Source organism: Acidovorax sp. GW821-FHT09B03, from assembly GCF_059418305.1.
The window spans coordinates 97220-123237 of the sequence record NZ_JBWKPP010000021.1 but is presented as its reverse complement, the minus strand read 5'-3'; the positions used below and the strand labels follow the sequence as shown (position 1 = coordinate 123237).

At 68.1% G+C, this 26018-nt stretch carries 28 protein-coding genes and 1 pseudogene; 16 read left to right on the top strand and 13 right to left on the bottom strand.

Annotated features, from left to right (window positions below; translation table 11 throughout):
• Window positions 1–225: 225 nt before the first annotated feature.
• From AC07PA_RS28030 to AC07PA_RS28015, 4 genes are all read left to right on the top strand, one after another.
• Window positions 226–783 (top strand): MgtC/SapB family protein, encoded by a 558-nt coding sequence (locus AC07PA_RS28030; RefSeq protein WP_007854976.1) that lies wholly within the window; start codon window positions 226–228, stop codon window positions 781–783.
• Between the two features lie 213 nt (window positions 784–996).
• Window positions 997–1932, top strand: coding sequence for a DMT family transporter (locus AC07PA_RS28025; protein WP_007854977.1), 936 nt, complete (start codon window positions 997–999; stop codon window positions 1930–1932).
• A 125-nt stretch (window positions 1933–2057) separates the two neighbouring features.
• Window positions 2058–2288, top strand: a complete 231-nt coding sequence (locus AC07PA_RS28020) for a hypothetical protein (RefSeq protein WP_007854978.1) — start codon at window positions 2058–2060, stop codon at window positions 2286–2288.
• Between the two features lie 80 nt (window positions 2289–2368).
• On the top strand, window positions 2369–2908 hold the full coding sequence (locus tag AC07PA_RS28015) for a DUF924 family protein (RefSeq protein WP_494610252.1): 540 nt from the start codon (window positions 2369–2371) through the stop codon (window positions 2906–2908).
• Here the strand turns inward: AC07PA_RS28015 and AC07PA_RS28010 are convergent.
• The 3 genes from AC07PA_RS28010 to AC07PA_RS28000 all read right to left on the bottom strand — a co-directional run bounded on the left by AC07PA_RS28010 (window position 2905) and on the right by AC07PA_RS28000 (window position 6233).
• On the bottom strand, window positions 2905–3678 hold the full coding sequence (locus AC07PA_RS28010; RefSeq protein ID WP_494610251.1) for a fumarylacetoacetate hydrolase family protein: 774 nt from the start codon (window positions 3676–3678) through the stop codon (window positions 2905–2907). The genes AC07PA_RS28015 and AC07PA_RS28010 overlap by 4 nt on opposite strands.
• 5 nt (window positions 3679–3683) lie before the next feature.
• Window positions 3684–4667, bottom strand: a complete 984-nt coding sequence (locus AC07PA_RS28005; RefSeq protein WP_494610250.1) for a Bug family tripartite tricarboxylate transporter substrate binding protein — start codon at window positions 4665–4667, stop codon at window positions 3684–3686.
• A 324-nt stretch (window positions 4668–4991) separates the two neighbouring features.
• Window positions 4992–6233, bottom strand: coding sequence for a pyridoxal-phosphate-dependent aminotransferase family protein (locus AC07PA_RS28000; RefSeq protein ID WP_494610249.1), 1242 nt, complete (start codon window positions 6231–6233; stop codon window positions 4992–4994).
• A 122-nt stretch (window positions 6234–6355) separates the two neighbouring features.
• Between AC07PA_RS28000 and AC07PA_RS27995 the strand changes: the two genes are divergently transcribed.
• A complete protein-coding gene (locus tag AC07PA_RS27995; RefSeq protein WP_494610248.1) occupies window positions 6356–7054 on the top strand; it encodes a GntR family transcriptional regulator in 699 nt (232 codons plus the stop codon).
• Between the two features lie 12 nt (window positions 7055–7066).
• Window positions 7067–10111 carry an FAD-binding and (Fe-S)-binding domain-containing protein gene (locus AC07PA_RS27990; protein ID WP_494610247.1) on the top strand — a complete coding sequence of 1015 codons (3045 nt, stop codon included), beginning with the start codon at window positions 7067–7069 and terminating at the stop codon, window positions 10109–10111.
• Window positions 10112–10155: 44 nt separating this feature from the next.
• On the opposite strand, the gene AC07PA_RS27985 is transcribed toward AC07PA_RS27990, so the two are convergent.
• Window positions 10156–10437 (bottom strand): hypothetical protein, encoded by a 282-nt coding sequence (locus AC07PA_RS27985; protein ID WP_494655403.1) that lies wholly within the window; start codon window positions 10435–10437, stop codon window positions 10156–10158.
• Between the two features lie 231 nt (window positions 10438–10668).
• On the opposite strand from AC07PA_RS27985, the gene AC07PA_RS27980 reads away from it, so the two are divergent.
• The gene (locus tag AC07PA_RS27980; RefSeq protein WP_494610245.1) at window positions 10669–11064 is read left to right on the top strand and encodes a hypothetical protein; all 396 of its coding nucleotides are present in this window, start codon (window positions 10669–10671) and stop codon (window positions 11062–11064) included.
• Here AC07PA_RS27980 and proC read toward each other — a convergent pair.
• From proC to AC07PA_RS27945, 7 genes and pseudogenes are all read right to left on the bottom strand, one after another.
• A complete protein-coding gene (gene proC / locus AC07PA_RS27975; RefSeq protein ID WP_494610244.1) occupies window positions 11050–11901 on the bottom strand; it encodes a pyrroline-5-carboxylate reductase in 852 nt (283 codons plus the stop codon). The two genes, AC07PA_RS27980 and proC, sit on opposite strands and share 15 nt — an antisense overlap.
• A 41-nt stretch (window positions 11902–11942) precedes the next feature.
• Window positions 11943–13057: pseudogene (locus tag AC07PA_RS27970) on the bottom strand (ABC transporter substrate-binding protein).
• A 59-nt stretch (window positions 13058–13116) separates the two neighbouring features.
• Window positions 13117–13836 (bottom strand): ABC transporter ATP-binding protein, encoded by a 720-nt coding sequence (locus tag AC07PA_RS27965; protein WP_494610243.1) that lies wholly within the window; start codon window positions 13834–13836, stop codon window positions 13117–13119.
• Window positions 13833–14621, bottom strand: a complete 789-nt coding sequence (locus AC07PA_RS27960) for an ABC transporter ATP-binding protein (protein WP_494610255.1) — start codon at window positions 14619–14621, stop codon at window positions 13833–13835. The genes AC07PA_RS27965 and AC07PA_RS27960 overlap by 4 nt, the downstream gene beginning before the upstream one ends.
• Before the next feature lie 14 nt (window positions 14622–14635).
• The gene (locus AC07PA_RS27955) at window positions 14636–15523 is read right to left on the bottom strand and encodes a branched-chain amino acid ABC transporter permease (protein WP_494610242.1); all 888 of its coding nucleotides are present in this window, start codon (window positions 15521–15523) and stop codon (window positions 14636–14638) included.
• Window positions 15516–16409: a branched-chain amino acid ABC transporter permease gene (locus AC07PA_RS27950; protein WP_494610241.1), complete on the bottom strand. Its 894-nt coding sequence runs from the start codon at window positions 16407–16409 to the stop codon at window positions 15516–15518. Before AC07PA_RS27950 ends, AC07PA_RS27955 begins: the two co-directional genes overlap by 8 nt.
• 102 nt (window positions 16410–16511) lie before the next feature.
• Window positions 16512–17594: an ABC transporter substrate-binding protein gene (locus AC07PA_RS27945; RefSeq protein ID WP_494610254.1), complete on the bottom strand. Its 1083-nt coding sequence runs from the start codon at window positions 17592–17594 to the stop codon at window positions 16512–16514.
• A 315-nt stretch (window positions 17595–17909) separates the two neighbouring features.
• Here AC07PA_RS27945 and AC07PA_RS27940 point away from each other — a divergent pair, with 315 nt between their 5' ends.
• From AC07PA_RS27940 to AC07PA_RS27900, 9 genes are all read left to right on the top strand, one after another.
• Window positions 17910–18602: a GntR family transcriptional regulator gene (locus tag AC07PA_RS27940; protein ID WP_494610240.1), complete on the top strand. Its 693-nt coding sequence runs from the start codon at window positions 17910–17912 to the stop codon at window positions 18600–18602.
• A 319-nt stretch (window positions 18603–18921) separates the two neighbouring features.
• Window positions 18922–19425: a gamma-glutamylcyclotransferase family protein gene (locus AC07PA_RS27935; protein WP_494610239.1), complete on the top strand. Its 504-nt coding sequence runs from the start codon at window positions 18922–18924 to the stop codon at window positions 19423–19425.
• 41 nt (window positions 19426–19466) lie between these two features.
• A complete protein-coding gene (locus tag AC07PA_RS27930) occupies window positions 19467–20348 on the top strand; it encodes an ABC transporter substrate-binding protein (protein ID WP_494610238.1) in 882 nt (293 codons plus the stop codon).
• Window positions 20349–20438: 90 nt separating this feature from the next.
• Window positions 20439–21263 (top strand): amino acid ABC transporter permease, encoded by an 825-nt coding sequence (locus AC07PA_RS27925; RefSeq protein ID WP_494610237.1) that lies wholly within the window; start codon window positions 20439–20441, stop codon window positions 21261–21263.
• 6 nt (window positions 21264–21269) lie between these two features.
• Window positions 21270–22052 (top strand): amino acid ABC transporter ATP-binding protein, encoded by a 783-nt coding sequence (locus tag AC07PA_RS27920; RefSeq protein ID WP_494610236.1) that lies wholly within the window; start codon window positions 21270–21272, stop codon window positions 22050–22052.
• Between the two features lie 29 nt (window positions 22053–22081).
• The gene (locus AC07PA_RS27915; protein WP_494610235.1) at window positions 22082–22522 is read left to right on the top strand and encodes a VOC family protein; all 441 of its coding nucleotides are present in this window, start codon (window positions 22082–22084) and stop codon (window positions 22520–22522) included.
• A gap of 37 nt (window positions 22523–22559) precedes the next feature.
• On the top strand, window positions 22560–23210 hold the full coding sequence (locus tag AC07PA_RS27910) for a GntR family transcriptional regulator (protein ID WP_494610234.1): 651 nt from the start codon (window positions 22560–22562) through the stop codon (window positions 23208–23210).
• Window positions 23211–23226: 16 nt separating this feature from the next.
• The gene (locus tag AC07PA_RS27905; protein ID WP_494610233.1) at window positions 23227–23520 is read left to right on the top strand and encodes a hypothetical protein; all 294 of its coding nucleotides are present in this window, start codon (window positions 23227–23229) and stop codon (window positions 23518–23520) included.
• 30 nt (window positions 23521–23550) lie between these two features.
• Window positions 23551–24396 carry a DMT family transporter gene (locus AC07PA_RS27900; protein ID WP_494610232.1) on the top strand — a complete coding sequence of 282 codons (846 nt, stop codon included), beginning with the start codon at window positions 23551–23553 and terminating at the stop codon, window positions 24394–24396.
• On the opposite strand, the gene AC07PA_RS27895 is transcribed toward AC07PA_RS27900, so the two are convergent.
• Both AC07PA_RS27895 and AC07PA_RS27890 read right to left on the bottom strand, forming a co-directional pair.
• Entirely contained in the window at window positions 24356–24784 is a 429-nt protein-coding gene (locus AC07PA_RS27895; RefSeq protein WP_494610231.1) for a hypothetical protein, read from the bottom strand. The genes AC07PA_RS27900 and AC07PA_RS27895 overlap by 41 nt on opposite strands.
• A gap of 172 nt (window positions 24785–24956) precedes the next feature.
• A complete protein-coding gene (locus AC07PA_RS27890) occupies window positions 24957–25895 on the bottom strand; it encodes a M14 family metallopeptidase (RefSeq protein WP_494610230.1) in 939 nt (312 codons plus the stop codon).
• Window positions 25896–26018 lie beyond the last annotated feature (123 nt).

Here is a 26018-nt window from a genome sequence, read left to right as displayed (position 1 = left end):
TCTTTGGTGACTTTCTCTTGGCGACGCAAGAGAAAGTTACTGCGCCGCCGGGCGCACATCCCGGCTCCCGCCCTCAACCAAAGCACACAGCAACCACAAACAACACAGACACAAACGTCAGCCCCGTCCTACCCCCAATACCGCCTCCCACCTCTAGCCGCCCCCAAACGTCCAGAGCACATTGACGCCAGCCCCCCCAACACCCACAAAGACAGCACCCACACCATGGCAGAAACAAGCACCACCGACGCCTGGTGGCAACAGGTCGCAACCACCGTCGCCTCAGAATTCTCCGACGTCCCTGACGCCGGCGAAGCCACCCGCATCGTCGTGCGCCTCATGGTCGCCGGCATCCTGGGCGGCATGTTGGGCTGGGAGCGCGAGCACGCCGGCAAGGCCGCCGGCATACGCACCCACATGCTGGTGGCGATGGGCGCGGCCCTGTTCGTGCTGGTCGCGCAGCAGATCGGCATCGGCCCGGCGGACAACAGCCGCGTGATCCAGGGCATCGTCGCGGGCGTCGGCTTTCTCGGGGCCGGCACCATCCTCAAGGGCGACGGCGATGGGGAAAGCCAGGTCCGGGGCCTGACGACCGCCGCAGGCATCTGGCTCACCGCCGCCATCGGCGTGGCGGCCGGCCTCGGGCGCGAGGTCACGGCCGTGCTCAGCACCGTGCTGGCACTGGCCGTGCTGTGGCTGATCCCACTGCTGCACGACGCCACACAGAACCGTTCGCAGCACGGTGGCAAAGAAAAAGCAAAAGAAAAACAAAAAGCCGATTGATTGATCGATCGACGATAGCGCAGGCAAACAAACAAGCAGGCAGACAGGCAGGCGTCCCGCAGCGTGGGAATGTTGGCAGCCTGCTGGCAGCAGGCCTGGGCTACACTTTTTGCAGAGCCCTGCACTGCGCCGGGGGATCGATCCCACCGCCCACGATCACGATTGTTGCTGCCATGACCTTGTCCCCAGTCCTCCTCGCTCCGGGAACCGCCGGTGGCTGAGCCTACCGCCCAGGCCGCCCCACCCAGCCAGACCCCTGCCCGTGCACCGCTGTCGGGCAACCTGCGCGGCATCATCGCCATGTGCTTGGCGGTGGGCTGTTTTTCGGTGATGGACGCGCTGCTCAAGACCCTGTCGGGCAGCTACCCCGCCATGCAGGTCGCCTCCATGCGCGGCCTGGCGGCCCTGCCGCTGGTGGCCCTGTACGTGCTGTGGCGCGGCGAGGTGCGCGGCCTGCTCAAGGTGCGCTGGCCGCTGCACCTGCTGCGCGGCGCGATCAACATCACCATGCTGGCGCTGTTCGCGTTTGCGCTGCGCGAGCTGGGCCTGGCCGAGGCCTACACGCTGTTCTTCATCGCGCCGCTGCTGATCACGGCCCTGTCCACTGTGGTGCTGGGCGAGAAGGTGCGCGGCGCGCACTGGATCGCCATCGTGCTCGGCCTGGTGGGCGTGGTGGTGGCGCTGCGCCCGAGCCAGGAGGCCATGCTCTCGGTGGGCGCACTGGCCGTACTGGGCGCGGCCGCGGGCTATGCCATCTCGGCCATTGCCGGGCGCCTGCTCACGCGCACCGACTCGAGCGCCAGCCTGGTCTTCTGGACCACGGCCATGCTGGCACTGGGCGCCACGGCCCTGGCCCTGCCGCAGTGGAAGGTGCTGGACGCCTCCCACTGGCCGCTGGTGGCCGCCATGGGGGTCTCGGGCTTCCTCGGCCAACTGGCGATCACCGAGGCCTTTCGCCACGGCCAGGCCTCGGTCGTGGCGCCCTTCGAGTACACCGCCCTGGCCTGGGGCATGGGGCTGGACTGGGTGCTGTGGCAGGCCGTGCCCGGCGCCTCCACGCTGATCGGCGGCGCCATCATCATCGGCAGCGGGCTGTACCTGGTGCGCACCGAGCGCAACACGCAGCAGCAGGCCGTGCTGCCTCCGTGAACTGAACCACCATTGCCGTCTTCGGCCCGCTTGCCCACGGGGTCCGGTCTGACAAGGCCAGCCCGGCCGCCGGGCTGTAATAAAGGCATGCCAACAGCGGCCTCGTTGCCGCAAGGATGCCTTCCATGAAACAAGCCCCTACGCAGCACGCCACCATCCGTGGCCATGTGACGTTCACCCCCGGCGACGGTGCACCCATCGCCATCCCCGAAGGCCCGGTGGAGCTGATCACCGCACCCGACAGCACCACCCTGAGCTGGACCACCGAAGACGATGCCGCAGGCTCCGCCGCGATCCCCAAGGACCAGTACAACCAGTACGTCAAGGACGGCAAGATCCGGCTGACCAAGCACTGAGGAAACCACCGCCTTCGGACCGACTGACCTGCATGCGCCCTATCATGGGCGCATCTTTTTTTTAGCGCCCCCGCCCGCCCATGCAAGCCGAAGACGTTCTCCACTTCTGGTTCGAGGAACTCACGCCCAACCAGCACTTCATGCAGGACGATGCGCTCGACCGCCGCATCACCGAACGCTTCGGTGCCACGCTGGCCGCCGCGCGCCAGTGCGAGCTGTCGTCATGGCGCGCCTCCCCGGAAGGCCGGCTGGCCGAGATCATCGTGCTCGACCAGTTCTCGCGCAACGTGTACCGCAACACACCCGGCGCCTTCGCGCAGGACGCCCAGGCGCTGACCCTGGCGCAGGAACTCGTGGCCAGTGGCCAGCACAAGGCATTGCCCATGGCCCAGCGCGCCTTTGCCTACATGCCCTACATGCACAGTGAGTCGCTGGCCATCCACACCCAGGCGATGGAGCTGTTCGACCAACCGGGGCTGGAGAACAACCTGGCGTTCGAGGTGAAGCACCGCGACATCATTGCGCACTTTGGCCGCTACCCGCACCGCAACCAGGTGCTGGGGCGCGTGTCCACGGCCGAGGAAACCGAGTTTCTCACGCAGCCCGGTTCATCGTTCTAGAGTTGCAGCGAGGCGGTGCCCACGCCATCGAATTCCACTTCGACCTTGTCCCCGCGCGAGGCGGGCAGCAGGCCCACCCACGACCCGGTGGTCACCACCGTGCCGGCAGCCACGGTCGCACCATTGCGCGTGGCATGTTGCAGCCAGGTGGGCAGCAGCCAGGCCGGATCGCCCAGCGGGTGCGTGCCCGTGCGCAGCACGGGTTCGCGCGCGCCGATGCGCGTGGTGCAGCGTTGCGCCGCCCAATCGCGCGCGGCATAGGGCACCCAGTCGCCCAGCGCCAACGCGCCATGCGACTGCAGGTCGGCCAGGCGCAGCAGGGCCGGGGCGTCGCCGCCCTCCTGCCAGCGCGTGTCCACGATCTCGATGGACACGGCCATGGCATCGACGAACATGCCCGCGGTATCGGGCGTGAGCGCCGCAGCCTGCGCGGGCGACACGGCCTGGCCCAGGCACAGCGCGATCTCGGCCTCGATGCCGATGGTGTGGAACTGCATGTCCGAATAGTCGGCCGGGCTGGTGCGCACACCCGCTGGCGGCAGCGGTGCATGCGTGAGCACGGCCTGGCGGTTCGGGCCACCCGACTTCCAGTGCCGCGCCGGCCCCGGCGGGAACCAGCCCATGGCCTGGGCCACGGCCTCCTGCACGGCATAGGCTGCGGGCGCATCGGCCAGCGCCCCGCCCCAGGGCAAGGCGCTGATGGTGCGGCCCGCCTGCCATGCGGCCACCAGGGCGTGGGTCAATCCGGTCGTCGGGTTCTGTTCAGCCATCGGGTCTAACTCTCCACCTTCACATTGCCATCCTTCACCACCTTGCCCCACTTGGCAATTTCCGTGGCGATGAAGTCCTTGAATTTGTCGCGTGTTCCGCCGCCGTCTTCGGCGCCGTAGGTGTCCAGGCGTTCCTGCACGTCGGGCATGGCCAGCACCGTGTTCACGTCGCGGTTGATCTTGTCGGCCACGCCCGATGGTAGCTTGCCCGGCCCGGCCAGCCCGTACCAGGTGGTGGCCTCGAAGCCCTGGAAGCCCTGCTCCTGCATGGTGGGCACGCCGGGGTGGCCCTTGGCGCGCTTGGTGCGCGTCTGCGCCACGGCGGCCACCTTGCCGCTCTTCACGTGCGGGGTGGCGGCCGTCATGGTTTCGAAGCAGTACTGGATCTGGTTGCCCATGAGGTCGGCCAGCGCCGGTGCGCTGCCCTTGTAGGGCACATGCAGCGCATCCACACCGGCCTGCAGCTTGAACATCTCCAGCGCCAGGTGCTGGGCCGAGCCCGGGCCGGCCGAACCGAAGCTCACCTTGCCGGGGTCTGCCTTGCACAACGCCACGATCTCTTTCACGGTCAGCGCCTTCTGCCCCGGCCCCGCGATCAGCAGGTTGGGCGTGACGCCCACCATCACGATGGGCACGAAGTCGCGCTGCACGTCGTAGCGCAGCTTGGGCTGCAGGCTGGGCGCCAGGGCATGGCTGTTGATGTGCGCCATGAGCAAGGTGCTGCCGTCGCTGGGTTGCTGGGCCACGTACTCCGCCGCCAGCACGCCCGAGACGCCGGCCTTGTTCTCCACGATGACCGACTGCTTCCACATCGTGGAGAGCTTGGTCGCCACCACGCGCGCCAGCGCGTCAGTGCCGCCCCCGGGCGGAAAGCCCACGATGATGCGCACCGGGCCGCTCGGCCACTCCTGCGCGAACAGGCGCGGCGCGCCGAGCGTGGCCGCTGCCGCGCCCGCGGACTGGATCAGGGAACGTCTCTTCATCATCATCGCTTGTCTCCTTCGTTGGCCCTTTTTTGTGCAGGCCGGGTTGAATGAACTCAGCACATACCGCCCCGGCCGCATGCGTGCACGGCCAGTGGCAAAAAGAAAACACGGGGTCGATAACTCGGTCAAACCATGCTTGCGCCGGGGGCGCAGGCGGGCGAAAAGCCTGCACGTGCGTGCGGGTGAAAAACCTGCACATGCGTGCGGGCCAAAAGCCTGCACATGCGTGCAGGCCAAAAACCTGCACATGCGTGCAGGCGAGCAGCCGGCGCCTCCCGCAGGCGCCGGCCGATCTGTCAGGCCTTCAAGGAACGGGCAGTCGAGGGCTCAGGCGGCCTTCTTCAAGGCGGCAGGTGCCGCATGGTTGGCAAAGTAGTCCATGCTGGCCTGCACCCCGCTGCCGGCCAGGGCCACGCCCGAAAGCTTGAGCCCCATCTCCACACCCGCCACCATGGCGATCAGCGTGAGGTCGTTGCTGTCGCCCAGGTGGCCCATGCGGAACATGCGGCCCTTGAGCTTGCCCAGGCCCGTGCCCAGCGACAGGTCGAAGCGCTGGTGGATGAGCCGGCGCACGGCATCGGCGTCCACGCCCTCGGGCGTGATCACGCCGGTGAGCACGGGCGAGTACACGGCCGGGTCGGCGCACTGGATGGGCAGGCCCCAGGCGTTGACGGCGGCGCGCACGCCCGCACCCCAGCGCTGGTGGCGCGCGAAGACGTTGTCCAGCCCCTCGGCGAGCAGCATGTCCAGCGCCTCGGACAGGCCGTACAGCAGGTTGGTGTTGGGCGTGTAGGGCCAGTAGCCGTCCTTGTTCATCTCCACGATCTCGTCCCAGGCCCAGAAGGCGCGCGGCAGCGTGGCCTTCTTCGAGGCCTCGAGCGCGCGTGGCGACAGCGCGTTGAAGCTGATGCCCGGCGGCAGCATCAGGCCCTTTTGCGACCCGCTGATGGTCACGTCCACACCCCACTCGTCGTGGCGGAAGTCGGCGCTGGCCAGGCCGGAGATGCTGTCCACCATCAACAGCGCCGGGTGGCCCGCCGCGTCGATGGCCTTGCGCACCGAGGCGATGTCGGAGGTCACGCCCGTGGAGGTCTCGTTGTGCACCACGCACACGGCCTTGATCTTGCGCTCGGTGTCCTTGCGCAGGCGGGCCTCGATCAGGTCGGCCTGCACGCCGCGGCGCCAGCCACCGGCCAGGGGCAGGTGCTCGTCCTTGCCCTCCCAGGCCAAAAATTCGGTGGAGATACCCAGGCGCGTGGCCATCTTCTGCCACAGCGAGGCGAAGTGCCCGGTCTCGAACATCAGCACATGGTCGCCCGCGCTCAGGGTGTTGGACAGGGCCGCCTCCCACGCGCCGGTGCCCGAGGCGGGGTAGATCGCCACCGGATGCCGGGTCTGGAAGATCTTCTGGATGCCCGAGAGCACCTTGAGCCCCAGGACGCCGAACTCGGGCCCCCGGTGGTCGATGGTGGGCAGGCTCATCGCCCGCAAAATGCGGTCTGGCACCGGGCTGGGGCCCGGGATCTGCAGGAAGTGGCGGCCGGTGGGGTGAAAGTCGAGTTGAAGCATGGAGCGTCCTTTCTTTCTTCAGTTTTGCATGCAAAAAACACAATTGCATGCGGGAATACCCTTGAATATACCGATTGATCCGCCAATTTTTTGCATGCAAAATTCAAAACAGAAAGAACTCCATGGCTGAAATCATCGAAATCTCCCGCCTCGCGCTGCACGACCAGGTCGCCGCGCGCCTGCGTACCATGCTGGTGGAAGGCCAGATCGCGCCCGGTGCCAAGCTCAATGAACGCGAGCTCAGCGAACAGCTGCGGGTTTCGCGCACCCCGCTGCGCGAGGCCATCAAGCTGCTGGGTGCCGAAGGCCTGGTGGACCTGCTGCCCAACCGCGGCGCCGTGGCCGTCAAGCTGACCGAGGCCGACGTGGTGAACACCTTCGAGGTGCTGGCCACGCTCGAAGGCATGTCGGGCGAACTGGCTGCCCAGCGCATCACCGATGCCGAGCTGGCCGAGCTGCGCGCCCTGCACTACGAAATGATGGCCTGCTTCGCCCGGCGCGACCTGTCGGGCTACTACCGCATCAACGCCAGCATCCACACCGCCATCAACGAGGCGGCGCGCAACCCGGTGCTCACCGCGACCTACCGCTCCATCAACGCCCGCGTGCAGTCGCTGCGCTTTCGCACCAACCAGAACGAGGCCAAGTGGAAGCTGGCCGTGGCCGAGCACGAACAGATGATCGACGCCCTGGCCGCGCACGACGCCGAGGCCATGCGCAAGGTGCTCGTGGCCCACGTGCAGCGCAAGCGCGACACGGTGCTGGAGCTGCTGCGCGCGGGCGAAATCTACCCCACAAGACAAGCATCAAAGAAGACCTAGGAACCCCTCCCCATGCGCATCGAACCCGCCAGCACCCTGCAGCCAGCCGGCACCACCCTGCCCCCCAACGAGACCTGCCAGGCCCTGGCACGGCGCCTGGCCGCCGAGACCGAGGGCGAGGTGCTGTTCGATGCCGGATCGCGCGGGCGCTACGCGACCGATGCCTCCATCTACCAGATCATGCCGGCCGGCGTGCTGGTGCCGCGCACCGAGCGCGACATCGCCACCGCCATCGCCATTGCGCGCGACCTCAAGGTGCCCGTGCTGCCGCGCGGCGGCGGCACCAGCCAGTGCGGCCAGACCACGGGCGCGGCCCTGGTGATCGACAACACCAAGCACTTCCGCAAGGTGCTGGCGCTGGATGCCGAGGCCCGCACGGCCACGGTGGAGCCGGGCATCGTGCTCGACCACCTCAACGCCCAGCTCAAGCCCCACGGCCTGTGGTACCCGGTGGATGTGTCCACCAGTGCCCAGGCCACGCTGGGCGGCATGGCGGGCAACAACTCCTGCGGCTCGCGCTCCATCGCCTACGGCAACATGGTGCACAACGTGCTGGGCGCGAGCGCCTGGCTGAGCGACGGCGAGCTGGTCGATTTCGGCCCGCTGGCCACGCTGGGCCCGCGCGCCACGGCCATCGCCCAGTACGTGCGCCAGTTGGCCGTGCAGCACCGCAGCGACATCGCCGAGCGCTGGCCCAAGGTGATGCGCCGCGTGGCCGGCTACAACCTCGACATCTTCGACAACCAGAGCGAGAAGCCCTACACCGCCGACGGCAGCGTGAACCTGGCGCACCTGCTCATCGGCGCCGAGGGCACGCTGGCCTACACGCGCAGTCTGACGCTCAAGCTCAGCGAGCTGCCGCGCGCCAAGGTGCTGGGCATCGTCAACTTCCCGAGCTTCCACAAGGCCATGGACTCAGCGCAGCACATCGTCAAGCTCGGCCCCACGGCGGTGGAGCTGGTGGACCGCACGATGATCGAGCTGGCGCTGGCCAACCCGGCCTTTCGCCCCACGGTGGAGACCGCCCTCATCGGCAAGCCCGAGGCCATCTTGCTCGTGGAGTTCTCGGGCGCTGACAAGGCCGCCCTGCTGCCGCAGCTGCGCCAGCTGGTGGAGCTGATGGGCGATTTGGGCATGCCCGGCAGCGTGGTCGAAATGCCCGAAGAGGCGCCGCAGAAGAACCTGTGGGAGGTGCGCAAGGCGGGCCTGAACATCATGATGAGCCTCAAGGGTGACGGCAAGCCCGTGAGCTTCATCGAAGACTGCGCCGTGCCGCTGGAACACCTGGCCGAGTACACCGACGGCCTGACCGAGGTGTTCGCCAAATACGGCAGCCGCGGCACCTGGTATGCGCATGCCTCGGTGGGCACGCTGCACGTGCGCCCCATCCTGGACATGCGCACCGATGGAGCGGCCAAGATGCGCGCCATTGCCGAGGAGGCCAGCGCCCTGGTGCGCAAGTACAAGGGCGCCTTCAGCGGCGAGCATGGCGATGGGCTGTGCCGCGGCGAGTGGATCGAGTGGCAGTTCGGCCCGGCGATCAACGAGGCCTTTCGCGCCATCAAGACCCACTTGGACCCGATCGGCCTGTACAACCCCGGCAAGATCATCGACCCGCCCAAGATGGACGACGGCGCGCTGTTCCGCTTTGCCCCGCCCACGGCGCCCCGGCCCTACAGGCGCATCCCCCTCACGCCTGTGCTCGACTGGTCGGCCTGGAACGTGCAGGCCGACCCCGTGACCGAGGTGACCACCGCGCCCGGCACCGGCGGCGACGTGACCGGCGGCTTCGCCAAGGCCGTGGAGATGTGCAACAACAACGGCCACTGCCGCAAGTTCGACGCCGGCACCATGTGCCCCAGCTACCGCGTGACGCGCGACGAGCAGCACCTCACGCGCGGCCGCGCCAACACCTTGCGCCTGGCCGTGTCGGGCCAGCTGGGCCCCGACGCCTTCACCAGCGAGGCCCTGCACGACACCATGGACCTGTGCGTGGGCTGCAAGGGCTGCAAGCGCGACTGCCCCACGGGCGTGGACATGGCCAAGATGAAGGTCGAATTCCTGGCCCACTACAAGCGCAAGCATGGCCACACGCTCAAGGACAAGCTGGTGGCCCACCTGCCCGCCTATGCACGCGCGGCCAGCCATTTCGCCTGGCTGCTCAACCTGCGCAACACCGTGCCCGGCGCGGCCTGGCTGGGCGAAAAGCTGCTGGGCTTCTCGGCCCACCGCTCATTGCCCGCCTGGCGCGCGGACACCTTCTGGCGCCGCCACGATGCCTCCCTGTTTGCCAGCCGGGACGACACCATCGCCGCCGCCCAGGCCGGCCGCAAGACGGCCGTGCTGTTCGTCGACACCTTCAACGGCACCTTCGAGAGCGAGAACGCCCTGGCCGCCGCACGCGTGCTGCACGCCGCAGGCTACGTGCTGCACACCGTGGAAAAGGCCGGCGGCCACCATTGCTGCGGCCGCACGTACCTGGCCACCGGCATGGTCGACGAAGCCAAGGCCAAGGCCGGTGCCCTCATCGACGCCCTGCTGCCCCTGGCCCAGGCCGGCATCGCTATCGTGGGGCTGGAACCCTCGTGCCTGCTCACCCTGCGCGATGAAGCCCTGGTGATGGGCCTGGGCGACAAGGCCGTGACCGTCTCCCAGCAAGCCCTGCTGTTCGAGGAATTTTTAGCCCGCGAAGCCAAGGCCGGGCGCTTCGCCCCAAGGCTCAAGCCCGCCGGCAAACCCATCCTGCTGCACGGCCACTGCCACCAGAAGGCCTTCGGCGCCGTGCCCCCCATCCTGGAGGTGCTGCGCCTGATCCCCGAGGCCCAGCCCGAGCTAATCGAAAGCTCCTGCTGCGGCATGGCCGGCAGCTTTGGCTACGAGGCTTCGCACTACAAGGTGTCGATGCAGATGGCCGAGGCGGCGCTGCTGCCTGCGGTGCGCAAGAACCCCGATGCCATCGTGGTGGCGGACGGGACGAGCTGCCGACACCAGATTGCGGACGGGGCGCAGCGGGAGGCGGTGCATGTGGCGAAGTTGCTGGACGGGCTGATGCACTGAGAGGCAGGAACGCGGTCCCTGTTGCGCATGCGGGCCTACGGTGCCTACTGCATATCTTTGATGATCGGTACCAGAAAAAACACCCCCGGGCGGCATTGGCGCAAAGGCATATTGGCAATCCAGAACGGCTGTCCAGCTCGCCAACCGCGCCGGTGCGGGTCGGTAAACATGCGGGGGTTGACCGTGCCACCCAACAAAACAAGCTGGCGAGCGACTGCCAGACGACGACGGCGAAATCGCGACAGAAGATGCTTCGGAAACTCACCCGTCTTGCATCGGCGCTCCGCGATGATGATCCTCCGTAGATACATCGCCAGTTGCTTCAACGGAAGAAACTCCCACCGCGCGTAAAGCACCCACCCTGGACCCCAATCTGGTACAGAACGGCGTTTTGGTCGGATGCGGCGGGACATGCTGATGATCAATGTGCTTGCGGCATTAGACCACCATGACCCGCGTTTCTTGGGGTGACGCGCCAAAGCGCCCAGGGTAGGCTTCGCGCCTGGCTCGATTTGAGCATTCGGTGCACGAACCATCTTCTTCAGTTGCTCCACCCCATGACCACATCCGAATCCATCCGACGCCTGTGGCTGATTTCAAGCGCACTGCAAAGGCAGACAGAGGCCGAGATCCGTGATGGAACGCATGGGATGACCCAGGAGACCATCGCGGATCTCAAAAAAGCCCTGGCAGAAATGTCGGACCTTCGCCATCAGGTTCATCAACTGATACCTGACTTCAACCCCGACAACGCCGACGAGCCCTGCGAATGCTCGGCAGCCGATCGTCTGCTGGTGGAGTCCATGACCAAGGCTGCCGAGCTGGAATTCGCAGGAGACTGCGCTCGTGCGATCTCGACCCTGGAGGAGTTTCTGGCGCTCGAATCATCGTTCTGGCATCGCGAAATGGCAACGGAGGAACTGCAAAGGCTTAAGGACTCATCCCGCAGCTGACTTGGTCCCCCCACCCTCCTCCCCCAGCTCATGCGCCCGCTGCTCCGAAGCCCGCATGGCGCGCTCGAAGGCATCGGCCACCCCGTCCCTCGCCAGGGACTGCAGCGCCGCATAGGTCGTACCGCCTTTGGACGTGACCCGCTCGCGCAGCACGGCCGGTGGCTCGTCCGAACTGCGCGCCAGCTCCGAGGCGCCCACGAAAGTGCCCACGGCCAGCCGGTGGGCCTGCTCGGCCGACAGGCCCATGGCCGTGCCGGCGCGCGCCATGGCTTCCAGGAAGTAAAACACGTAGGCCGGGCCCGAGCCCGACAGCGCCGTCACGGCATCGAGCTGCTTTTCGCTGTCCACCCACAGGTACTCGCCCGTGGTGGCCATGATGGCCTCCACGCTCTGGCGTTCTGCGTCCGATACGCCCGGGCGGGCGTACAGCGCGCTCATGCCCTTGCCCACCAGGGCCGGGGTGTTGGGCATGGTGCGCACGATGCGCTCGCTGCCCAGCCACTGGGCGATGCTGTCCGAGCGGATGCCGGCGGCCACGCTCAGGTGCAGGGCGTCCTGCGTGTGGGCACGCGCCTGGGCGGCGGCGTCCTTGAAGGTCTGGGGCTTGACGGCCCAGACTACGATGCGGGCGCGCTGCAGGGCCGGGCCGGCCTCAGTCTGGGCGTCGATGCCGTAATTCGCGCGCAGGGCTTCGCGCGCCTGTTCCCAGGGTTCGACGACCTCGATCTGGCTGGCCGGGTGGCCCTGGCGGACCAGGCCGCCGATGATGGCGCTGGCCATGTTGCCGCCGCCCATGAAGGCGATTGGGGGAAGGGAAAGGGACGTGGGGAGGGACATGGAAAGCACAGTTTGTTGTTGTGGTTGGGGAAGGTCGGGCATCACTCCATCACCCGGCCGTTGCCGCGGTAGATGCCCAGGGAGGTGTAGCGCGAGGCCACCTGCCTGCCGGGTGGCAGGGCCAGCGTGAAGTCGCCCAGGTCCACGCTCAGACCACGCTCCAGGGCCTTGCGCACGCCGGCGGCCGACGGGTCGTCGCCGGCCGCGCGCAGGGCCTCCACGGCAAAGCGCAGGTTGATGCAGCCCTCCAGGCTCAGCAGCGAGGGGCTGGCGTCGCCCGCGCGGGCCAGGCTGGCCTGGTAGTCGCGCACCACGCGGCGCGCGCCGTTCCAGGGGCTGGGGTACAGCATCGAAGTCATGATGCCGGCCACCTTGCCCTGCAGCTGGTCGGTGAGCACACGGCCACCGACCACATTGAGCACCGCCACGCGCGCGCCCGGCCCGGCCGCGCCCTGGTAGGCCGCGATGAAGGCGGGCGCCGCCTGCCCCGCGGCGATCAGCACCACGGCATGGGGTTGCGCGCGCTGAACCTGGGCCACCGTGTCCGGCAACTCGCCCAGGCGGATCTCTGCGGGCTGGCGGCCCGCAAAGGCCTTGCGCGCGCTGTCGAGCCCGGCGCGGCCGAAGGGTTGTCCTGGTAGACCAGGGCCACCCGGTCCATGCCGATGGTGGGCAGGATACGCGCAAAGCCCTCGAACTCGTCGCCGTTGCCGGCCTTGGTGTGGAACACCCAGCGGCTGCCGGGCAGCGACTCCTGGCGCAGCAGGTCGGCGCCGCTGGAGACGCCGACCACCGGCACCTTGAGTTCCGCCAACACCGGCTGCAGCTGCTGCAGCGAGCCGGTGCCCACCAGGTTCACGAAGGCAGCGATGCCCTTGCCCGCCAGCGTGCGCGCATTCGCCACCGCGCGCTCGGGCTCGTATCCGTCGTCGAGGTAGTGGATGGCCAAGGGCCGCCCGCGCACGCCCCCGGCGGCGTTGATGCTGGCCAGGCAGGCGTCCGCCCCCTTGCGGTACTCCTGCCCGTATTCGGCGAAGGCGCCGCTGAACGGAGCGGTGGTTCCCAGCTGGATGGGCGCGAGCGGGGTCTGCGCATGCAGCACCGCGGGTGCCAGCGCCCACAGCAGGACCGGGATGGAAAAACGTGCAAGCAGCATGGACAGCCCCTTGAAGCGCAAACGGACAGGAACGGACGGGGGATGGCGCACCGAAGCGCTCAGTGGGCGCGACCGCCCAGGTAGAGCTCGCGCACCTTCTCGTCGCGCATCAGCGCGCCGGCGTCGCCCGTGAGCGCCACCGCGCCCATGGAGAGCACGTAGGCGCGGTCGGAGATGCGCAGCGCCTCCATCGCGTTCTGCTCGACCATGAGGATGGTCACGCGCTCCTGGTCGCGCACGTGGACGATGGCGTCGAACACCTCGTGCAGCACCTTGGGCGAGAGGCCGGCCGAAGGCTCGTCGAGCAGCAGGATGCCTGGGCGCGGCATGAGGGCCCGTGCCAGCGCGAGGATCTGCCGCTCGCCGCCCGACATGGAGGCCGCGCGCATGTCCAGCTTGCGCGCCAGCACCGGGTACAGCGCGCACAGCTCGTCCATGCGCCGTGCGCACTCGGCCTTGGGCAGGTAGTGGCCGCCCACCTGCAGGTTCTCGCGGATGGTCAGAGCACTGAAGACGTTGTCCGTCTGCGGCACGAAGCCCAGGCCACAGTGGCGGATCTTGCGGTGCACGGGGATCTGCGAGACATCCTCGCCGCGCAGCGTGATGCGGCCGCTGCGCGGCAGCAGGAAGCCGGCGATGGTCTTGAGCAGCGTGCTCTTGCCGCAGCCGTTGGGCCCCAGCAGGGTCACGATCTCGGAGCCCTGGGCCTGCAGACTCATGCCGCGCAGGATGTCGATCTCGGCCGTGTAACCGGCCACCACATCGTGGATTTCTATCATGCGGCCTCCGGGCTCGGTTCGGTGGGGCGGGATGCGGTACCCAGGTAGGCCTGCAGCACGCGCTCGTTGCGGGCCAGCTCTTCGGGGGGGCAGCTGGCGACGATCTCGCCACGGTCGAGCACCACGCAGCGCGTGCAGACCTCGCGGATGAAGTGCATGTCGTGCTCCACGATCACCAGGGTCATGCCCTGGGCGTTGAGCCGCTGCAGCGCCGTGACGATGTCGCGGCGCAGGTTGGGGTGCACGCCCGCCGTGGGCTCGTCGAGCAGCAGCATGCGCGGCCGCGCCATCAGCGCGCAGACGATGCCAAGCAGCTTCTTCTGCCCGCCCGAGATGGCCGATGCCGGCAGGTCGCGCACGGGGGTCAGCAGCAACTCGCGCAGCAGATGCTCGGCCCGGTCGCGGGCGTCGCGCTCGGCATGGCGGGCACCGCGCGTGGCCAGCAGGGTGTCCCACACGCCGTGGTGGGCCGTGGCGGCGGCCATGGCCACCTCCATCACCGACATGCGGGTGGGCATGGACGGCAGCTGGAAGGTGCGCGCCATGCCGGTGCGCACGATGCGGTGCGCGGTGAGCCGCTCGATGGACGTGCCGGCGAAGTGCACGCTGCCCGCATCCGCCGGCGTGAAGCCGGTGATGACGTTGAGCAGGGTGCTCTTGCCCGAGCCGTTGGGCCCGAGCAGGCCGACGATCTCGCCCTGCGCGATCTGGATGTTCACGTCCGACAGGACCTGGTTGCCGCCGAACGCCTTGGCGACGCTGCGGACTTCGAGGAATGCATTCATGGGTGCGGTGGTGGTCATGGCATCTTTCTCAGCTTCTCGGGGATCAGGCCCTCGCTGCGCCACAGCAGGCAGGCCAGCAGGATGGCGCCGATCAGGCCCAGGCGCAGCGCGCCGGCCAGGTCGGAACTGAAGTGGAAGTAGTCCTTGGCAAACGGCACCAGCGCATAGGCGCCCTGCACCAGCACCACCCCGGCGAGCACGCCGGCCGTGTTGCCCATGCCACCGATCATCACCATGGTCCACAGCAAAAAGGTCTCCGACGCCACCATGTAGTCAGGGCCGGCGAAGCTCATGTAGTGGGCGTAGAGCGAGCCCGCCAGCGCCGTGACGGCGGCGCCGGCCATGATGGCCCGCGTCTTGAGCGATCGCAGGTCGTAGCCCATGCAGATCGCCAACTGCGGTTCCTCGCGCGTCAGGCGCAGTGCGCGGCCGAAGCGGCCATTGGCCAGGCGCCGCACCAGCAGCGCGAAGGCCGCGACCAGTGCCAGCACCAGGGCCAGGAAGGCCAGTGCGCTCCACGGCCGGCCGAGCCCGTCGAACAGCGAGGGGATGGCGCTGATGCCGTTGGCGCCGCCGGTCAGCCAGTCCTCGTTGGTGGCCACGGTGCGCAGGATCTCGGCGATGGCCAGGGTGGCGATGCCCCAGTAGTCCGAGCCGAGCTGGCGCCCCAGGCGGGCGATGCACCAGCCCAGCAGCATGGCCACGAGCACGCCGCAGCCGGCGCCCGCCAGCGGCGGCCAGCCGGCCTGCACCGCGATGCCGGTGGCGTAGGCGCCGATGCCGGCAAACGCGATGTGGCCGAAGTTGAGCAGGCCGGCATAGCCCGCCTGCAGGTTCAGGCCCAGGGCCATCAGGCCGTAGATGCCGGCGATGGTCAAGGTGGAGATCAGGAAGTCAAACACGGCGCACCTCGCGGTCGAACAGGCCGTAGGGCTTGAAGAGCAAGGCCAGCAGCAGGATCAGGAACGATGCGGCGCTGATGTAGGAGACCGGCAGGAAGGCCAGCGGCTTGCCCACCAGCCAGCCGAAGTCGAGGTTGGTGACCAGGGTCTCGGTCAGCGCGATCAGCGCTGCGCCGGCTACCGCCCCCAGCGGGTTGCCCAGGCCGCCCAGGATGGCGGCAGCGAACACCGGCAGCAGCAGGTCGTGGCCCAGGTTGATGTGGGCGCCGGTGGACAAGGCCAGCAGGCTGCCGCCCAGGCCGGCGATGGCGCCGCTGGCGAAGTTGACCAGGCGCGTGGTGCCCTCGGCGTTCAGGCCCGATGCCGCCGCGAGCGCCGGGTTGGTCGACAGCGCCCGCATGGCGCGCCCCGTGCGGGTGAAGAACAGCAGCAGAGTGAAGAGCGCCAGCAGCACGGCCGTGGTGCCCATGGCGGCGATCTGCCTGTGCGACAGGCGCACACCGCCCAGCACCACGGGCTCGGTGATCGGCAGGTTGAACATGCGCGGGAAGGAGCCCGCGACACCCTGCGCCACGGCCACGACCAGCATGGCCACGGCGAGCGAGCCAATCATGGCGATGGCCGGGCCCGAGCGCAGCAGGCGGCGGAACACCAGCAGGTGCAGCACCAGCGTGAGCAGGCCCGTGAGACCGCAGGCAGTGGCAATGGCCAGCGGCAGCGGCAGGCCCCAGGCGAACAGGGCATAGGTGGCGTAGGCACCGAGCATGGCGTACTGCACGTGCGCGATGTTGGGAAACTTGACCAGGCCGTAGACGGTGCTCAGGCCCAGCGCGACGAGCGCGAGGTCCGAGGCACGCAACAGCGTGTCGAAGAGGAGTTGAAGCATGGAAACGGGTCGGTGGGCCCGGCCCCGCGCGCAGTGCGCGGTGTGCCGGGCATCAGGGGATGCCGCGCCCGAAGGGGGGCGCGGCGAGAGGCTGGCAGGGGATCAGCGTGGCACGACCTTGCCGTCGTACCTGAGCTTGGCGTAGGGCGGGTCGGTGCGCTGGCGCTCCGCATCGAGGACGATGGGGCCGGTCACGCCCACATAGCCGCCCTTGCCCAGCTCCTTGAGCGCTGCCTGCACGGCGGCGGTGTCAGTGGATTTGGCCTTGTTCATTGCGGCGGCTGTCATGAGCACGGCGTCGTAGGCATAGCCGGTGTACGAGGTCTTCATGCCTTCCTTGTACTTGGCGGCAAAGGCGTCGGCATAGGCCTTGCCCGCCGCGCCGTATACCGAGCCCACTTCCATGCCGAGCTGGCCCTTGGCGATCTCGGGCGCGGTGTCGGACAGGCTCATCGAGATCAGGATGGCGTACCAGGGCTTGCTGCGCAGGCCCAGCTCCATGGCCTCGCGGTTGATCACCGCCGATTCCTGCCCATAGGCGGTGTAGATGTAGGCATCGGGGTTGCTGCGCGACATCTGCTGCAACTCGCGCCGGTAGGTGGACTGGCCCGCGGTGTAGAGCACCTCGGTCACGACCTTGCCGCCGAGCTTCTCGAACTCCTGCTTGAAGCCATGCACCACCCCCTGGCCGTAGGCGTTGTTGGGCGCCACCATGGCCACGTTGCGGTAGCCCAGGTCCCACACGTCCCTGGACGAGAACTGGTTGCCCTTGTCCTCCAGGCCGATCAGGTTGAACGAGCTGGCGCCCAGATCGCGGATCTTCACGCTGGTGCTGGCGATGTTGATGTGGGCCACGCCCTCCTTTACCAGGTACTGCGCCATGGGCAGCGTGATGCCCGAGGAGTACTCGCCGATCACCACGGGCACCTTGTCCACGCTGACCAGCTTGCGCGCCGCGTTCAGGGCCGTGGTGGCGTTGCCACCCGAGTCTTCCACGATCACGCTGAACTTCTTGCCGAGCACGCCGCCGTCGGCATTCACCTTGTCGACCGCCAGGGCAACCGCGCGGCGCACGTCCTCGCCGACCGTGGCATTGGCACCGGTGAGCGAGAGCACGGCGCCCATCTGCACGGTGTCCTGCGCCAGCACATGCGAGGTGACGGCCAGGCTGAAGGCGAACGCCATGGGCGCCCGGAGGGTTCGAAATTTCATGGACATGGAAGCTCCGTTAGGTGGATGGGTCAAAAAATCGGCTCGCGCCGCAATGCACGGGGTGCAGGGGGATGCCTGTAGGAGTGCCAGCCCGAACGGAGAGGGGGTCCCATGGCGGTGTGGCGACGACGCCCAGACCCTCACAAAGTAGCCAAATGCCACCTTATTGAACCCAATTCGTTTTGATTTAAATCCAACAAATCATCAATTGGATCCAATTCTATACATGCGGATCCAATATGACAATGGCATTGCGGCCTGTAGCCCAAGTTCTGATCCAATAGCGCCATGAGATCCCGCACCACCAAACCGCTTGCGCTGCACCAGGTCATCCGCGACGCGCTGCGCCACGACATCCTTGGCGGCAAGCTCGCCGCAGGCCACCAGTTGCGACAGGACGCACTGGCCACGCAGTTCAACGCCAGTCGCATCCCCGTGCGCGAGGCCCTGCGCCAGCTCGAGTCGGAAGGCCTGGTGGTGCACCACCTCAACCGCGGGGCGGTGGTGGCCGGCATGAACGTGCAGCAGATCTGCGAGCTGCTGGACATCCGTGTGGCGCTCGAATGCCATGCCGCCCGGCTGGCCGTGCCCAACATGGTGGAGCGCGACTTCGAGGCGATGGAGCGCATCCTGGACGACTACAGCAAGAGCGACGTGGTGGGCGACTGGGCCGAATACAACCGCCAGTTCCACCTGGCGCTGTCGGCCCCGGCCAACAACATGCGCCTCAAGCGCCTGATCGAGGAGTACTGCCTGAACACCGACCGCTACACCCACCTGGCCATGTCCACCGCCACGGGCAAGGACAAGCCGCAGTCCGACCACTACCAGCTGGTGGCCGCCTGCCGTGCGCGCGACGTCGCCAAGGTGGTGACCCTGCTCGAAGAGCACATCGACAACACCCGCAAGGAGTTGCTGGCCACCGCGCGCGAGCAGCAGATGCAGGGCGCGGACGGCACGGGCCAGCTGCAGCTGGGCTGAGAGGCCCTGCGGCCCGAGCCGGCAAGTCGGCGCGGGCTACCGGGCGGGCTGCACCAACAGGGCGCAGCCTGCACGCCGAAAGGGCCCCGGTGCACCAGGGCCGTGCCATGGGGCGTGCCAGGCCGGGCAGGGAAAACACCGAGCGCGCAGATTCGGCCTTCGTATATCTTCTCGTACACATAAAAGTATACGAATAGGTCAAATGCAGGAATGCGGCAGAGCATCTGGCACAGCTCTTGCATATTTCGTATACGAAGAGATATACAGATTCACCTCACCGCCTCTCCCGAGGCTTCACTCTCCCTGAAAGAAAGCGACCATGCTCTATTACTTTGCCTACTGCACCTGGCTCAACGATCCCGAGATCCGCCGCTACTGGCCGACGACCAAGGCCATCACCAAGGCCCACGCGGCCAACCACCGCCTGCAGTTCCATGCGGCCGGCGAGCGCAGCGACCGCGGCTGGTGCCACCTCAACGGGGTCTCCGACGCCGTGGGCAACAACGCCCTGGGCGTGGTGTTCGAGCACGAACCCCACCAGCTCAACGAGGACTACGACGACTTCGAACGCTTCTTCCTGACCGTGCACGGCGAGGACGGCAAGGCCTACGACTGCTGGACCTACCGCTTGTCCAAGCCCGGCATGGCCATGCGCCCGCCGAACTTCTACTGGGAGCACATCCCCACGGGCCTGGCGGCATGGAAGTTCCCGGCCGAGTACATCGCCTCGGTGCAGGCCACGTTCGACACGGCAGCACCCTGCCCGCGCGCAGACCGTCCCAACCCGTCGGCCATTCCGGGCAAGTCCGCCGAAAGCCGCTGAGCCACCGCCCACCCCTTGCGCGTACCTGAAAGGACCTCTCCATGCGTTTCCTGAAGCCACCATTCCGCAGCGGCCTGCTCTTGCTGGCGGCCGCCATTCCACTCCTGGGCCAGGCCCAGGCGGCCAGGCCCCTTGCCGCGGAGTTGCCGGCGGAGATCAAGGCGCGCGGCGTGCTCCGGGTGGGCTCGCAGCAGACCTTTCCGCCCATCGAATTCCGTGAGCCGGGCAAGAGCGAGGTCACCGGCGCCAGCCGCGACCTGCTGGCCGAGGTGGCGCACCGCCTGGGGCTGAAGCTGGAGTTCGTGCAGGCCGAATACTCCGCGCTCATCCCCGGCCTGGAGGCCGACCGCTTCGACCTGGCCTCGGGCGGCATCAGCGACACGGAAGAGCGCGAGCAGAAGGTGGACTTCGTGAACTACCTGTTCTCGGGCGGCAGCATCCTGGCGCTGGCGGCCAACAAGGAGCGCCTCGATACCATCGACGACTTCTGCGGCAAGGGCGTGGCCACCCTGCTGGGCAGCCGGGTCATCATGGCCCAGGTGGAGGCCGCGTCCGAGCGCTGCGTGAAGGGCGGCAAGCCAGCCATCCGCGCAGAGCAGTTGCCCTCGGCGCCCGACGCGCGCATGCAGCTGGACCTGCGCCGCGTGGACGGCTACCTGGGCGACTTCCCGGCCCTGGTGTACATGGGCCAGCAGTTCCCGGACCGTTACCGCATCGTCGGCGGCAACTACATGCTCACGCAGTACATCACCTCCTGGGGCTTCGCCAAGAACCGCACCGCCCTGCGCGATGCGGTGCAAAAGGCCACGCAGTCGATGCTGGACGACGGCAGCTACAAGAAGCTGCTCGACAAGTGGGGCGTGGGCGGTGCCGCCCTGCCGGCCATCAGCGTCAACCTTCCCGCGTCCAAACGCGGCAAGTAACCCTTGCGGGGGCGGCCTGCCGCCCCTCCCCTGCCCCGACCGGAACCTCGTGTGACCTCCGCAACCCCTCCATCTCCCTCTCCAGCCACCGTGCGACCGCGCCGTGTGGTGCACCGCCGCCCCTGGGGCCCGTGGATCTTTGCCGCCCTGGTGCTGGCGGCCCTGGCCGTGCTGCTGCACGCTGCGATCAAGGCCCAGGTGATGAAGCTCCCGGTCTTCCTGGAATACCTGTTCAGCCGCCTGGTGCTGGAAGGTGCCATCAACTCCCTGATGCTGGGCACCACCGCCCTGCTGCTGGCCGGCGTGGTCGGGCTGGTGGCGGCGCTGATGCGCGTGAGCGGCAACCCCATCCTCACGGCGTTCGCATCGACCTACATCTACCTGTTTCGCGGCACCCCCATGCTGATCCAGCTGATCTTTTGGTTCAACGCCTTTCCGATCATGTTCCCGCAGCTGCACATCGCCATCCCGTTCACCAGTTGGGTGCTGCTCGATGCGCCGATGACCGCGGTCATCACGCCCCACGTGGCGGCGCTGATCGGGCTGAGCCTGGCCGAGGGCGCCTACATGGCCGAGATCATCCGCGGCGGTTTCCTGGCCGTGGACAACGGCCAGCGCGACGCCGCCCGTGCCATCGGCATGCCGCATGGCCTGCTCATGCGCAAGGTGGTGATCCCGCAGGCCGCGCGCATCATCGTGCCAGCCGCGGGCAACCAGTACATCCTGCTGCTCAAGTCCACCTCGCTGGCCTCGGCCATCGGTTACCTGGAGCTGCTGCGCATCTCCACCGACATCTATGCAGCCAACTTCCACGTGGTCGAGCTGCTGGCCGTCGCAGGCTTCTGGTACCTGGTGATGACGGCCTTTGCCACGGCGCTGCAGACCACCCTCGAGAAACTCTTTCCCCACCGCTAGCAGACCATGTCCCAGCCGTCCCCCAACGCCATCGAATTGATGGAAGTGACCAAATTCCGCGGCACGCAGTGCGTGCTGCGCAATGTCAGCGCGCAGGTCCCGCGCGGCCAGGTGGTCGCCGTGCTCGGCCCGTCCGGCGCCGGCAAGTCGACCCTGCTGCGCTGCGTGAACCACCTGGAGACCATCGACGGCGGCACCATCGCCGTCGACGGCGCGCTCGTGGGCTACCGCCAGCGCGGCGATGCGCTGCACGAGCTCAGCGACCACGAGATCAGCCTGCAGCGGCGCCGCACCGGCATGGTGTTCCAGAGCTTCAACCTGTTTCGCCACCTGTGCGTGCTCGACAACGTGATGTCCGGCCCGCTGCACGTGCTGCGCAAGCCGCGCGCCCAAGCGCGCGACACCGCGCAGGCACTGCTGCGCCGAGTCGGCCTGGCAGACAAGGCCCAGGCCTACCCGCACCAGCTCTCGGGCGGACAGCAGCAGCGCGTGGCGATTGCGCGCGCGCTGGCCATGGAACCCTCGGTGATGCTGCTCGACGAGCCCACCAGCGCGCTCGATCCCGAACTGGCCCAGGAGGTCATCGCCGTGATCCGCCAGCTCGCCGAGGACGGCATCACCATGCTGATGGCCACGCACGAGATGGCCCTGGCGCGCGATTTTGCCGACCGGGTGCTGTTCATGGTCAACGGCGAGATCGTCGAGGACGTGCTGCCGGCCCGGCGCTTCTTCGAGGGCCCCGCGAGCGAGCGCGGCCGCCAGTTCTTGGCCCACCACCTTTCCCACTGACATTCTCACCGACCGAACGAGACTTCGCCATGAACCACCCCTTCCACCACCTGCACCATGTTTGCATCGTCGTGCACGACCTGGACAAGGCCGTCGCTTACTACGAGAGCCTGGGCATGGGCCCCTGGTTCGACTACCCCAAGGGCCAGCCCTATGTGGCCTTCGAAGTGCCGAACAAGGCCGCCTCCGACGCCATGCGCTACAAGTGCCTGGACCTCGGAAACTTCCAGCTGCAGCTGTGCCAGCCGTCCTTGCTAGACTCGCCCCAGCGGCAATTCCTCGACACGCGCGGGGAAGGCGTCTACCACCTCGGTTTCGAGGTGGAGGACTGCGACGAGGCCGAGGCCCATGCGCGGCAGGCCGGCGTGCTGCCGACCGCCCGGGGGCGCCGCGCCGACCGCTCCGGCTTCACCTACTTCGACACGCGCGCCGATGCCGGCGTGGTGCTCGAAGTGCGCCGCACGGCCTGATGCCACCCCGAAATCCGTTCGCCACAATGGGAACCCCATGACCCGCAACCACAACGGCTCGGCGCCGATCATCCAAGACGTCCACCAGCAGCTGCGCGACCGCATCCTGTCGCACGAGGTCAAACCCGGTGAACGCCTGGTGGAAGACGACATCTGCGCACTGCTCTCGGCGGGCCGCACCCCCGTGCGCGAAGCCCTGCTGCGCCTGCAGGGCGAAGGCCTGGTGAGCCGCAGCCGCGGCTGGGTGGTGGGCACGGGGGCACCGTTGGCGGTGCGCAGCATCTTCGAGAGCCGCATGGCGATCGAGGGCTATGCCACACGGCTGGCGGCCGAACGGGCCCCGGCCGAGGCGCTGCAGGAGCTGCGCCAGATCCTCGTGGCCATGGACGCGGCCGAGGCGGTCTCGCGCAGCGAGGTGAACCGGCTCAACCAGATCTTCCATCGCCGCGTGGTCGCGCTCTCGGGCAACGCCTACTTCGTCGAGCAGCACGAGCGCACGCAATTCCAGTACTGGAGCCTGCGGCTGCCGGTGATCTTCGCCAAGGACCAGCTGGCGCACTCCGCCAAGGAGCACCACGAGATCCTCGCGTCCCTGGAGCGGCGCGACGGCGACCGTGCCGAGCAGCTCACGCGCGAGCACATCGCCACCACGATGCGCATAGTGGCCGACGCGCTCGACGAACGCTGACCACCGTCCCGCCGCCATGACAGCCCGGCACCTGCAGGCTGGCGACAGCCATCTCTATCCCGGCGTGCGCCTGGGCCTTGGTCCCGCGGGCGACGTGACCCGCTGGCAACCTGGCGACCCGGTGCTGGTCGAGTTTTCCGATCTCACCGTGGGCGAAGGCCGGCTTGCGGCCGGGCCACCGGGTGGCTGGCTGCTCCAGCTGGCGGCGCGGACTACGGCCAAGGGCACGGCCCTGTCCGCCCAGGCCTGGTGGATCGATCACCACCCGAACAAGTCCGGCCTGCTGCGGGTACGCCGGCCCACCGCCTAACGCAGGCCTCCACTTTTTTCCGCCACATCCATGTCCGCCCACACCACGGGCAGCCTGCTCCTGATGGGGGCCATGGCTGGTTTTTCCGTGTCCGACGCGCTGGTCCAGCACGCAGGGGCCGGGCTCGGCGCCGGCCAGCTTGCCTGGCTGCGCTATGCCCTCTTGCTGCTCACCGTGCTGCCCCTGGCCGTGCACCGTCCCGGCCTGCTGCGCTCCGGCCGCCCCCTGCTCCAGCTGGGGCGTGCCTGCGGCCTGGTCGGCTCGGCGGTGCTGTTTCTGCAGGGCGTCAAGACGCTGCCCATTGCCGATGCCACGGCACTGGTCTTTGCCTCGCCGCTGTACGTGACGCTCCTGTCGATCATGCTGTTGCGCGAGCGTTTCGGGCTGCTGCGCAACGCGCCGGTGCTGCTGGGGTTTGTGGGGGTGCTCATCGTTGCCCAGCCCGGCGGCGCGGGCTTCGATGGCGCCATGCTGTTCCCGCTGTTGTCCTCGCTGGCCTGGGCGGCCTCGGTGGTCTGCACCCGGCTGCTCAGCGGCAGCGACCCGGCCCCCACCACCATGATCTACTCCGCCGTGCTGGGCGTGCTGGCCCTGTCACCGACAGCGCTGCAGATGGACCTGGCAGCCATCGCACGGCAGTGGCACTGGCTCCTGGCCATGGCCGGCAGCTGGTGCCTGGCGCAGTGGCTCATCGTCTGGGCCTACCGTGTGGCGCCTCCCTCGGCGATTGCGCCGTTTTCGTACTCCCAGCTGCTCTGGGCCGGGCTGCTGGGCTGGCTGGCCTTCGGCCAGGTGCCCGACCGGCATACGCTACTGGGCATCGCGGTGATCGTGCTCAGCGGCCTGTGGGCTGCATGGATGGCGCGGCGGCGTTGACCTGGGAGCCGGCACTGCGGCGCTGGAGCACCGCAATCAGCACATGCGCCGCCACCGCCAGGACCACCAGCACCGATGCGCCCAGGCCCCAGACCACCCACGCCAGCACCGCGACGGCGCCGGACAGGGCGGGCACGGTTTCCAGCGCCGCCTGGACCACCGGCCCCACGGAGGCGAGCATGGCTCCGAAATCCTGCGCCAGCGTGGGCGGTATCCAGGCCTTGATCCATTCGGGCAACAGCACTGCAGGGTCGATGGCAGCAGTGCCACCGGCCAGGGCCCCTGCGCTGCCCACCGCCCAGGCCGTCACCGCATGCACGCCCCAGCAGGCCAGGGACCACAGGGCCAGCAGCATGAGCGAGAGAAACCAGGTGATTGTGTAAAACATGGGCGTGCTGTCCTTTCAAGATGGCAAGCCCCGGAGTATTGGCAGCTCAGCAGGAAAGGAACAGCAGCCACGGCCGGATCCACAATCAGGTTTTTACGAACCAATGCCGCCATTTTTGGCAGGCAAAATCTGCATGGCATGCGGGCCTGCGGACGGCCCGCCCGCCCGGGGGTCAGATCGGCCGCGTCAGATACACCGCCTCGCGCCCCACGATGGGTTCGCGCGTGGGCATCAGCACCGTGCAGTCGTCGCACAGCGCGCGGATCTCCACGGTGCCGTCGGTGGCGATGAGTTCGTCCTTGGCGAAGGTCTCGAAGCCCTGCACCGGGCGCGTGAACGCGAAGTCCGGCGTGAGCACCATGCAGGTCTCGAGCAGCTCGAAGCGGCGCTGCGGGCCGGGGGCGGCGCGGTCGGCGCGCGGGGCGGTCAGACCGAAGTGGGCGATGAAGTCCTGCGCCACCTGGGTCGCCAGGTCGGCCGCCGATTGCAAAAAGTGCTGGCCGCATTCGACCACCATGGCTACGCCGGCATCGCCCAGGGCCTGGCCGTGGCGGCCGTGCTGGATCAGCGGCGTGCCGGAGCCCAGGCCGTTGGGCATGACCATGTGCACCGGCGGCAGGCCGATGGCCAGGGCCGCCGCCGAGTTGCGCTCGTAGGCCGGGTAGACCCAGAAGGGCTGCACGTCCTGGCTGGTGGAGTGGATGTCCAGAATGTGATCGGCCGCGGCCACCACGGGGCGCAGTTCGCGCGCGCGGCGCAGCTCGGGGCTGTCGTCGCTGCCATCGAGCTCGGCCGCCGACCAGACGCGGTTGAGGTTGTGCACCAGCTGGCGGCTCTCGAACGGGCGGGATTCGTCGAACGACTCGTAGGCCGCCACGTTGGCAAAACTGATGGTCAGCGTGCCGATGAGCGGGCGCACGCCGCTGTCGAGCAGGTGCGTGGCCGCGACCATGCCGCAGATCTCGTTGCCGTGCGTGAGCGCATTGACCAGCACATGGGGGCCGGGCTTGCCCGATTCGAAGCGGTGCACGTAGTCGATGCCGACATTGCCCTGGCGGTAGGCGGACAGGTCGCGGGGCAGCACTTCAAACAAGGGCGGGTTCTGGCTCATGGTGGGAGGGTTTCATTAACTGATAAGACAACACATCATTGTCGGTCCAAACGGGCGGGCATGCACGCCGCGCCGTGGCGACCTGCACGCGGTGTACGATGCCCGCCGACTGTTCATTGCCCT

Excerpts from the sequence above, each read along its gene's own strand:
- AC07PA_RS28030 (WP_007854976.1), top strand. The coding sequence starts at position 226 with ATGGCAGAAACAAGCACCACCGACGCCTGGTGGCAACAGGTCGCAACC.
- AC07PA_RS28020 (WP_007854978.1), top strand. The coding sequence starts at position 2,058 with ATGAAACAAGCCCCTACGCAGCACGCCACCATCCGTGGCCATGTGACG.
- AC07PA_RS28015 (WP_494610252.1), top strand. The coding sequence starts at position 2,369 with ATGCAAGCCGAAGACGTTCTCCACTTCTGGTTCGAGGAACTCACGCCC.
- AC07PA_RS28010 (WP_494610251.1), bottom strand. The coding sequence starts at position 3,678 with ATGGCTGAACAGAACCCGACGACCGGATTGACCCACGCCCTGGTGGCC.
- AC07PA_RS28005 (WP_494610250.1), bottom strand. The coding sequence starts at position 4,667 with ATGATGATGAAGAGACGTTCCCTGATCCAGTCCGCGGGCGCGGCAGCG.
- AC07PA_RS28000 (WP_494610249.1), bottom strand. The coding sequence starts at position 6,233 with ATGCTTCAACTCGACTTTCACCCCACCGGCCGCCACTTCCTGCAGATC.
- AC07PA_RS27995 (WP_494610248.1), top strand. The coding sequence starts at position 6,356 with ATGGCTGAAATCATCGAAATCTCCCGCCTCGCGCTGCACGACCAGGTC.
- AC07PA_RS27990 (WP_494610247.1), top strand. The coding sequence starts at position 7,067 with ATGCGCATCGAACCCGCCAGCACCCTGCAGCCAGCCGGCACCACCCTG.
- AC07PA_RS27980 (WP_494610245.1), top strand. The coding sequence starts at position 10,669 with ATGACCACATCCGAATCCATCCGACGCCTGTGGCTGATTTCAAGCGCA.
- proC (WP_494610244.1), bottom strand. The coding sequence starts at position 11,901 with ATGTCCCTCCCCACGTCCCTTTCCCTTCCCCCAATCGCCTTCATGGGC.
- AC07PA_RS27965 (WP_494610243.1), bottom strand. The coding sequence starts at position 13,836 with ATGATAGAAATCCACGATGTGGTGGCCGGTTACACGGCCGAGATCGAC.
- AC07PA_RS27960 (WP_494610255.1), bottom strand. The coding sequence starts at position 14,621 with ATGAATGCATTCCTCGAAGTCCGCAGCGTCGCCAAGGCGTTCGGCGGC.
- AC07PA_RS27950 (WP_494610241.1), bottom strand. The coding sequence starts at position 16,409 with ATGCTTCAACTCCTCTTCGACACGCTGTTGCGTGCCTCGGACCTCGCG.
- AC07PA_RS27945 (WP_494610254.1), bottom strand. The coding sequence starts at position 17,594 with ATGGCGTTCGCCTTCAGCCTGGCCGTCACCTCGCATGTGCTGGCGCAG.
- AC07PA_RS27940 (WP_494610240.1), top strand. The coding sequence starts at position 17,910 with ATGAGATCCCGCACCACCAAACCGCTTGCGCTGCACCAGGTCATCCGC.
- AC07PA_RS27935 (WP_494610239.1), top strand. The coding sequence starts at position 18,922 with ATGCTCTATTACTTTGCCTACTGCACCTGGCTCAACGATCCCGAGATC.
- AC07PA_RS27930 (WP_494610238.1), top strand. The coding sequence starts at position 19,467 with ATGCGTTTCCTGAAGCCACCATTCCGCAGCGGCCTGCTCTTGCTGGCG.
- AC07PA_RS27920 (WP_494610236.1), top strand. The coding sequence starts at position 21,270 with ATGTCCCAGCCGTCCCCCAACGCCATCGAATTGATGGAAGTGACCAAA.
- AC07PA_RS27915 (WP_494610235.1), top strand. The coding sequence starts at position 22,082 with ATGAACCACCCCTTCCACCACCTGCACCATGTTTGCATCGTCGTGCAC.
- AC07PA_RS27910 (WP_494610234.1), top strand. The coding sequence starts at position 22,560 with ATGACCCGCAACCACAACGGCTCGGCGCCGATCATCCAAGACGTCCAC.
- AC07PA_RS27905 (WP_494610233.1), top strand. The coding sequence starts at position 23,227 with ATGACAGCCCGGCACCTGCAGGCTGGCGACAGCCATCTCTATCCCGGC.
- AC07PA_RS27900 (WP_494610232.1), top strand. The coding sequence starts at position 23,551 with ATGTCCGCCCACACCACGGGCAGCCTGCTCCTGATGGGGGCCATGGCT.
- AC07PA_RS27895 (WP_494610231.1), bottom strand. The coding sequence starts at position 24,784 with ATGTTTTACACAATCACCTGGTTTCTCTCGCTCATGCTGCTGGCCCTG.
- AC07PA_RS27890 (WP_494610230.1), bottom strand. The coding sequence starts at position 25,895 with ATGAGCCAGAACCCGCCCTTGTTTGAAGTGCTGCCCCGCGACCTGTCC.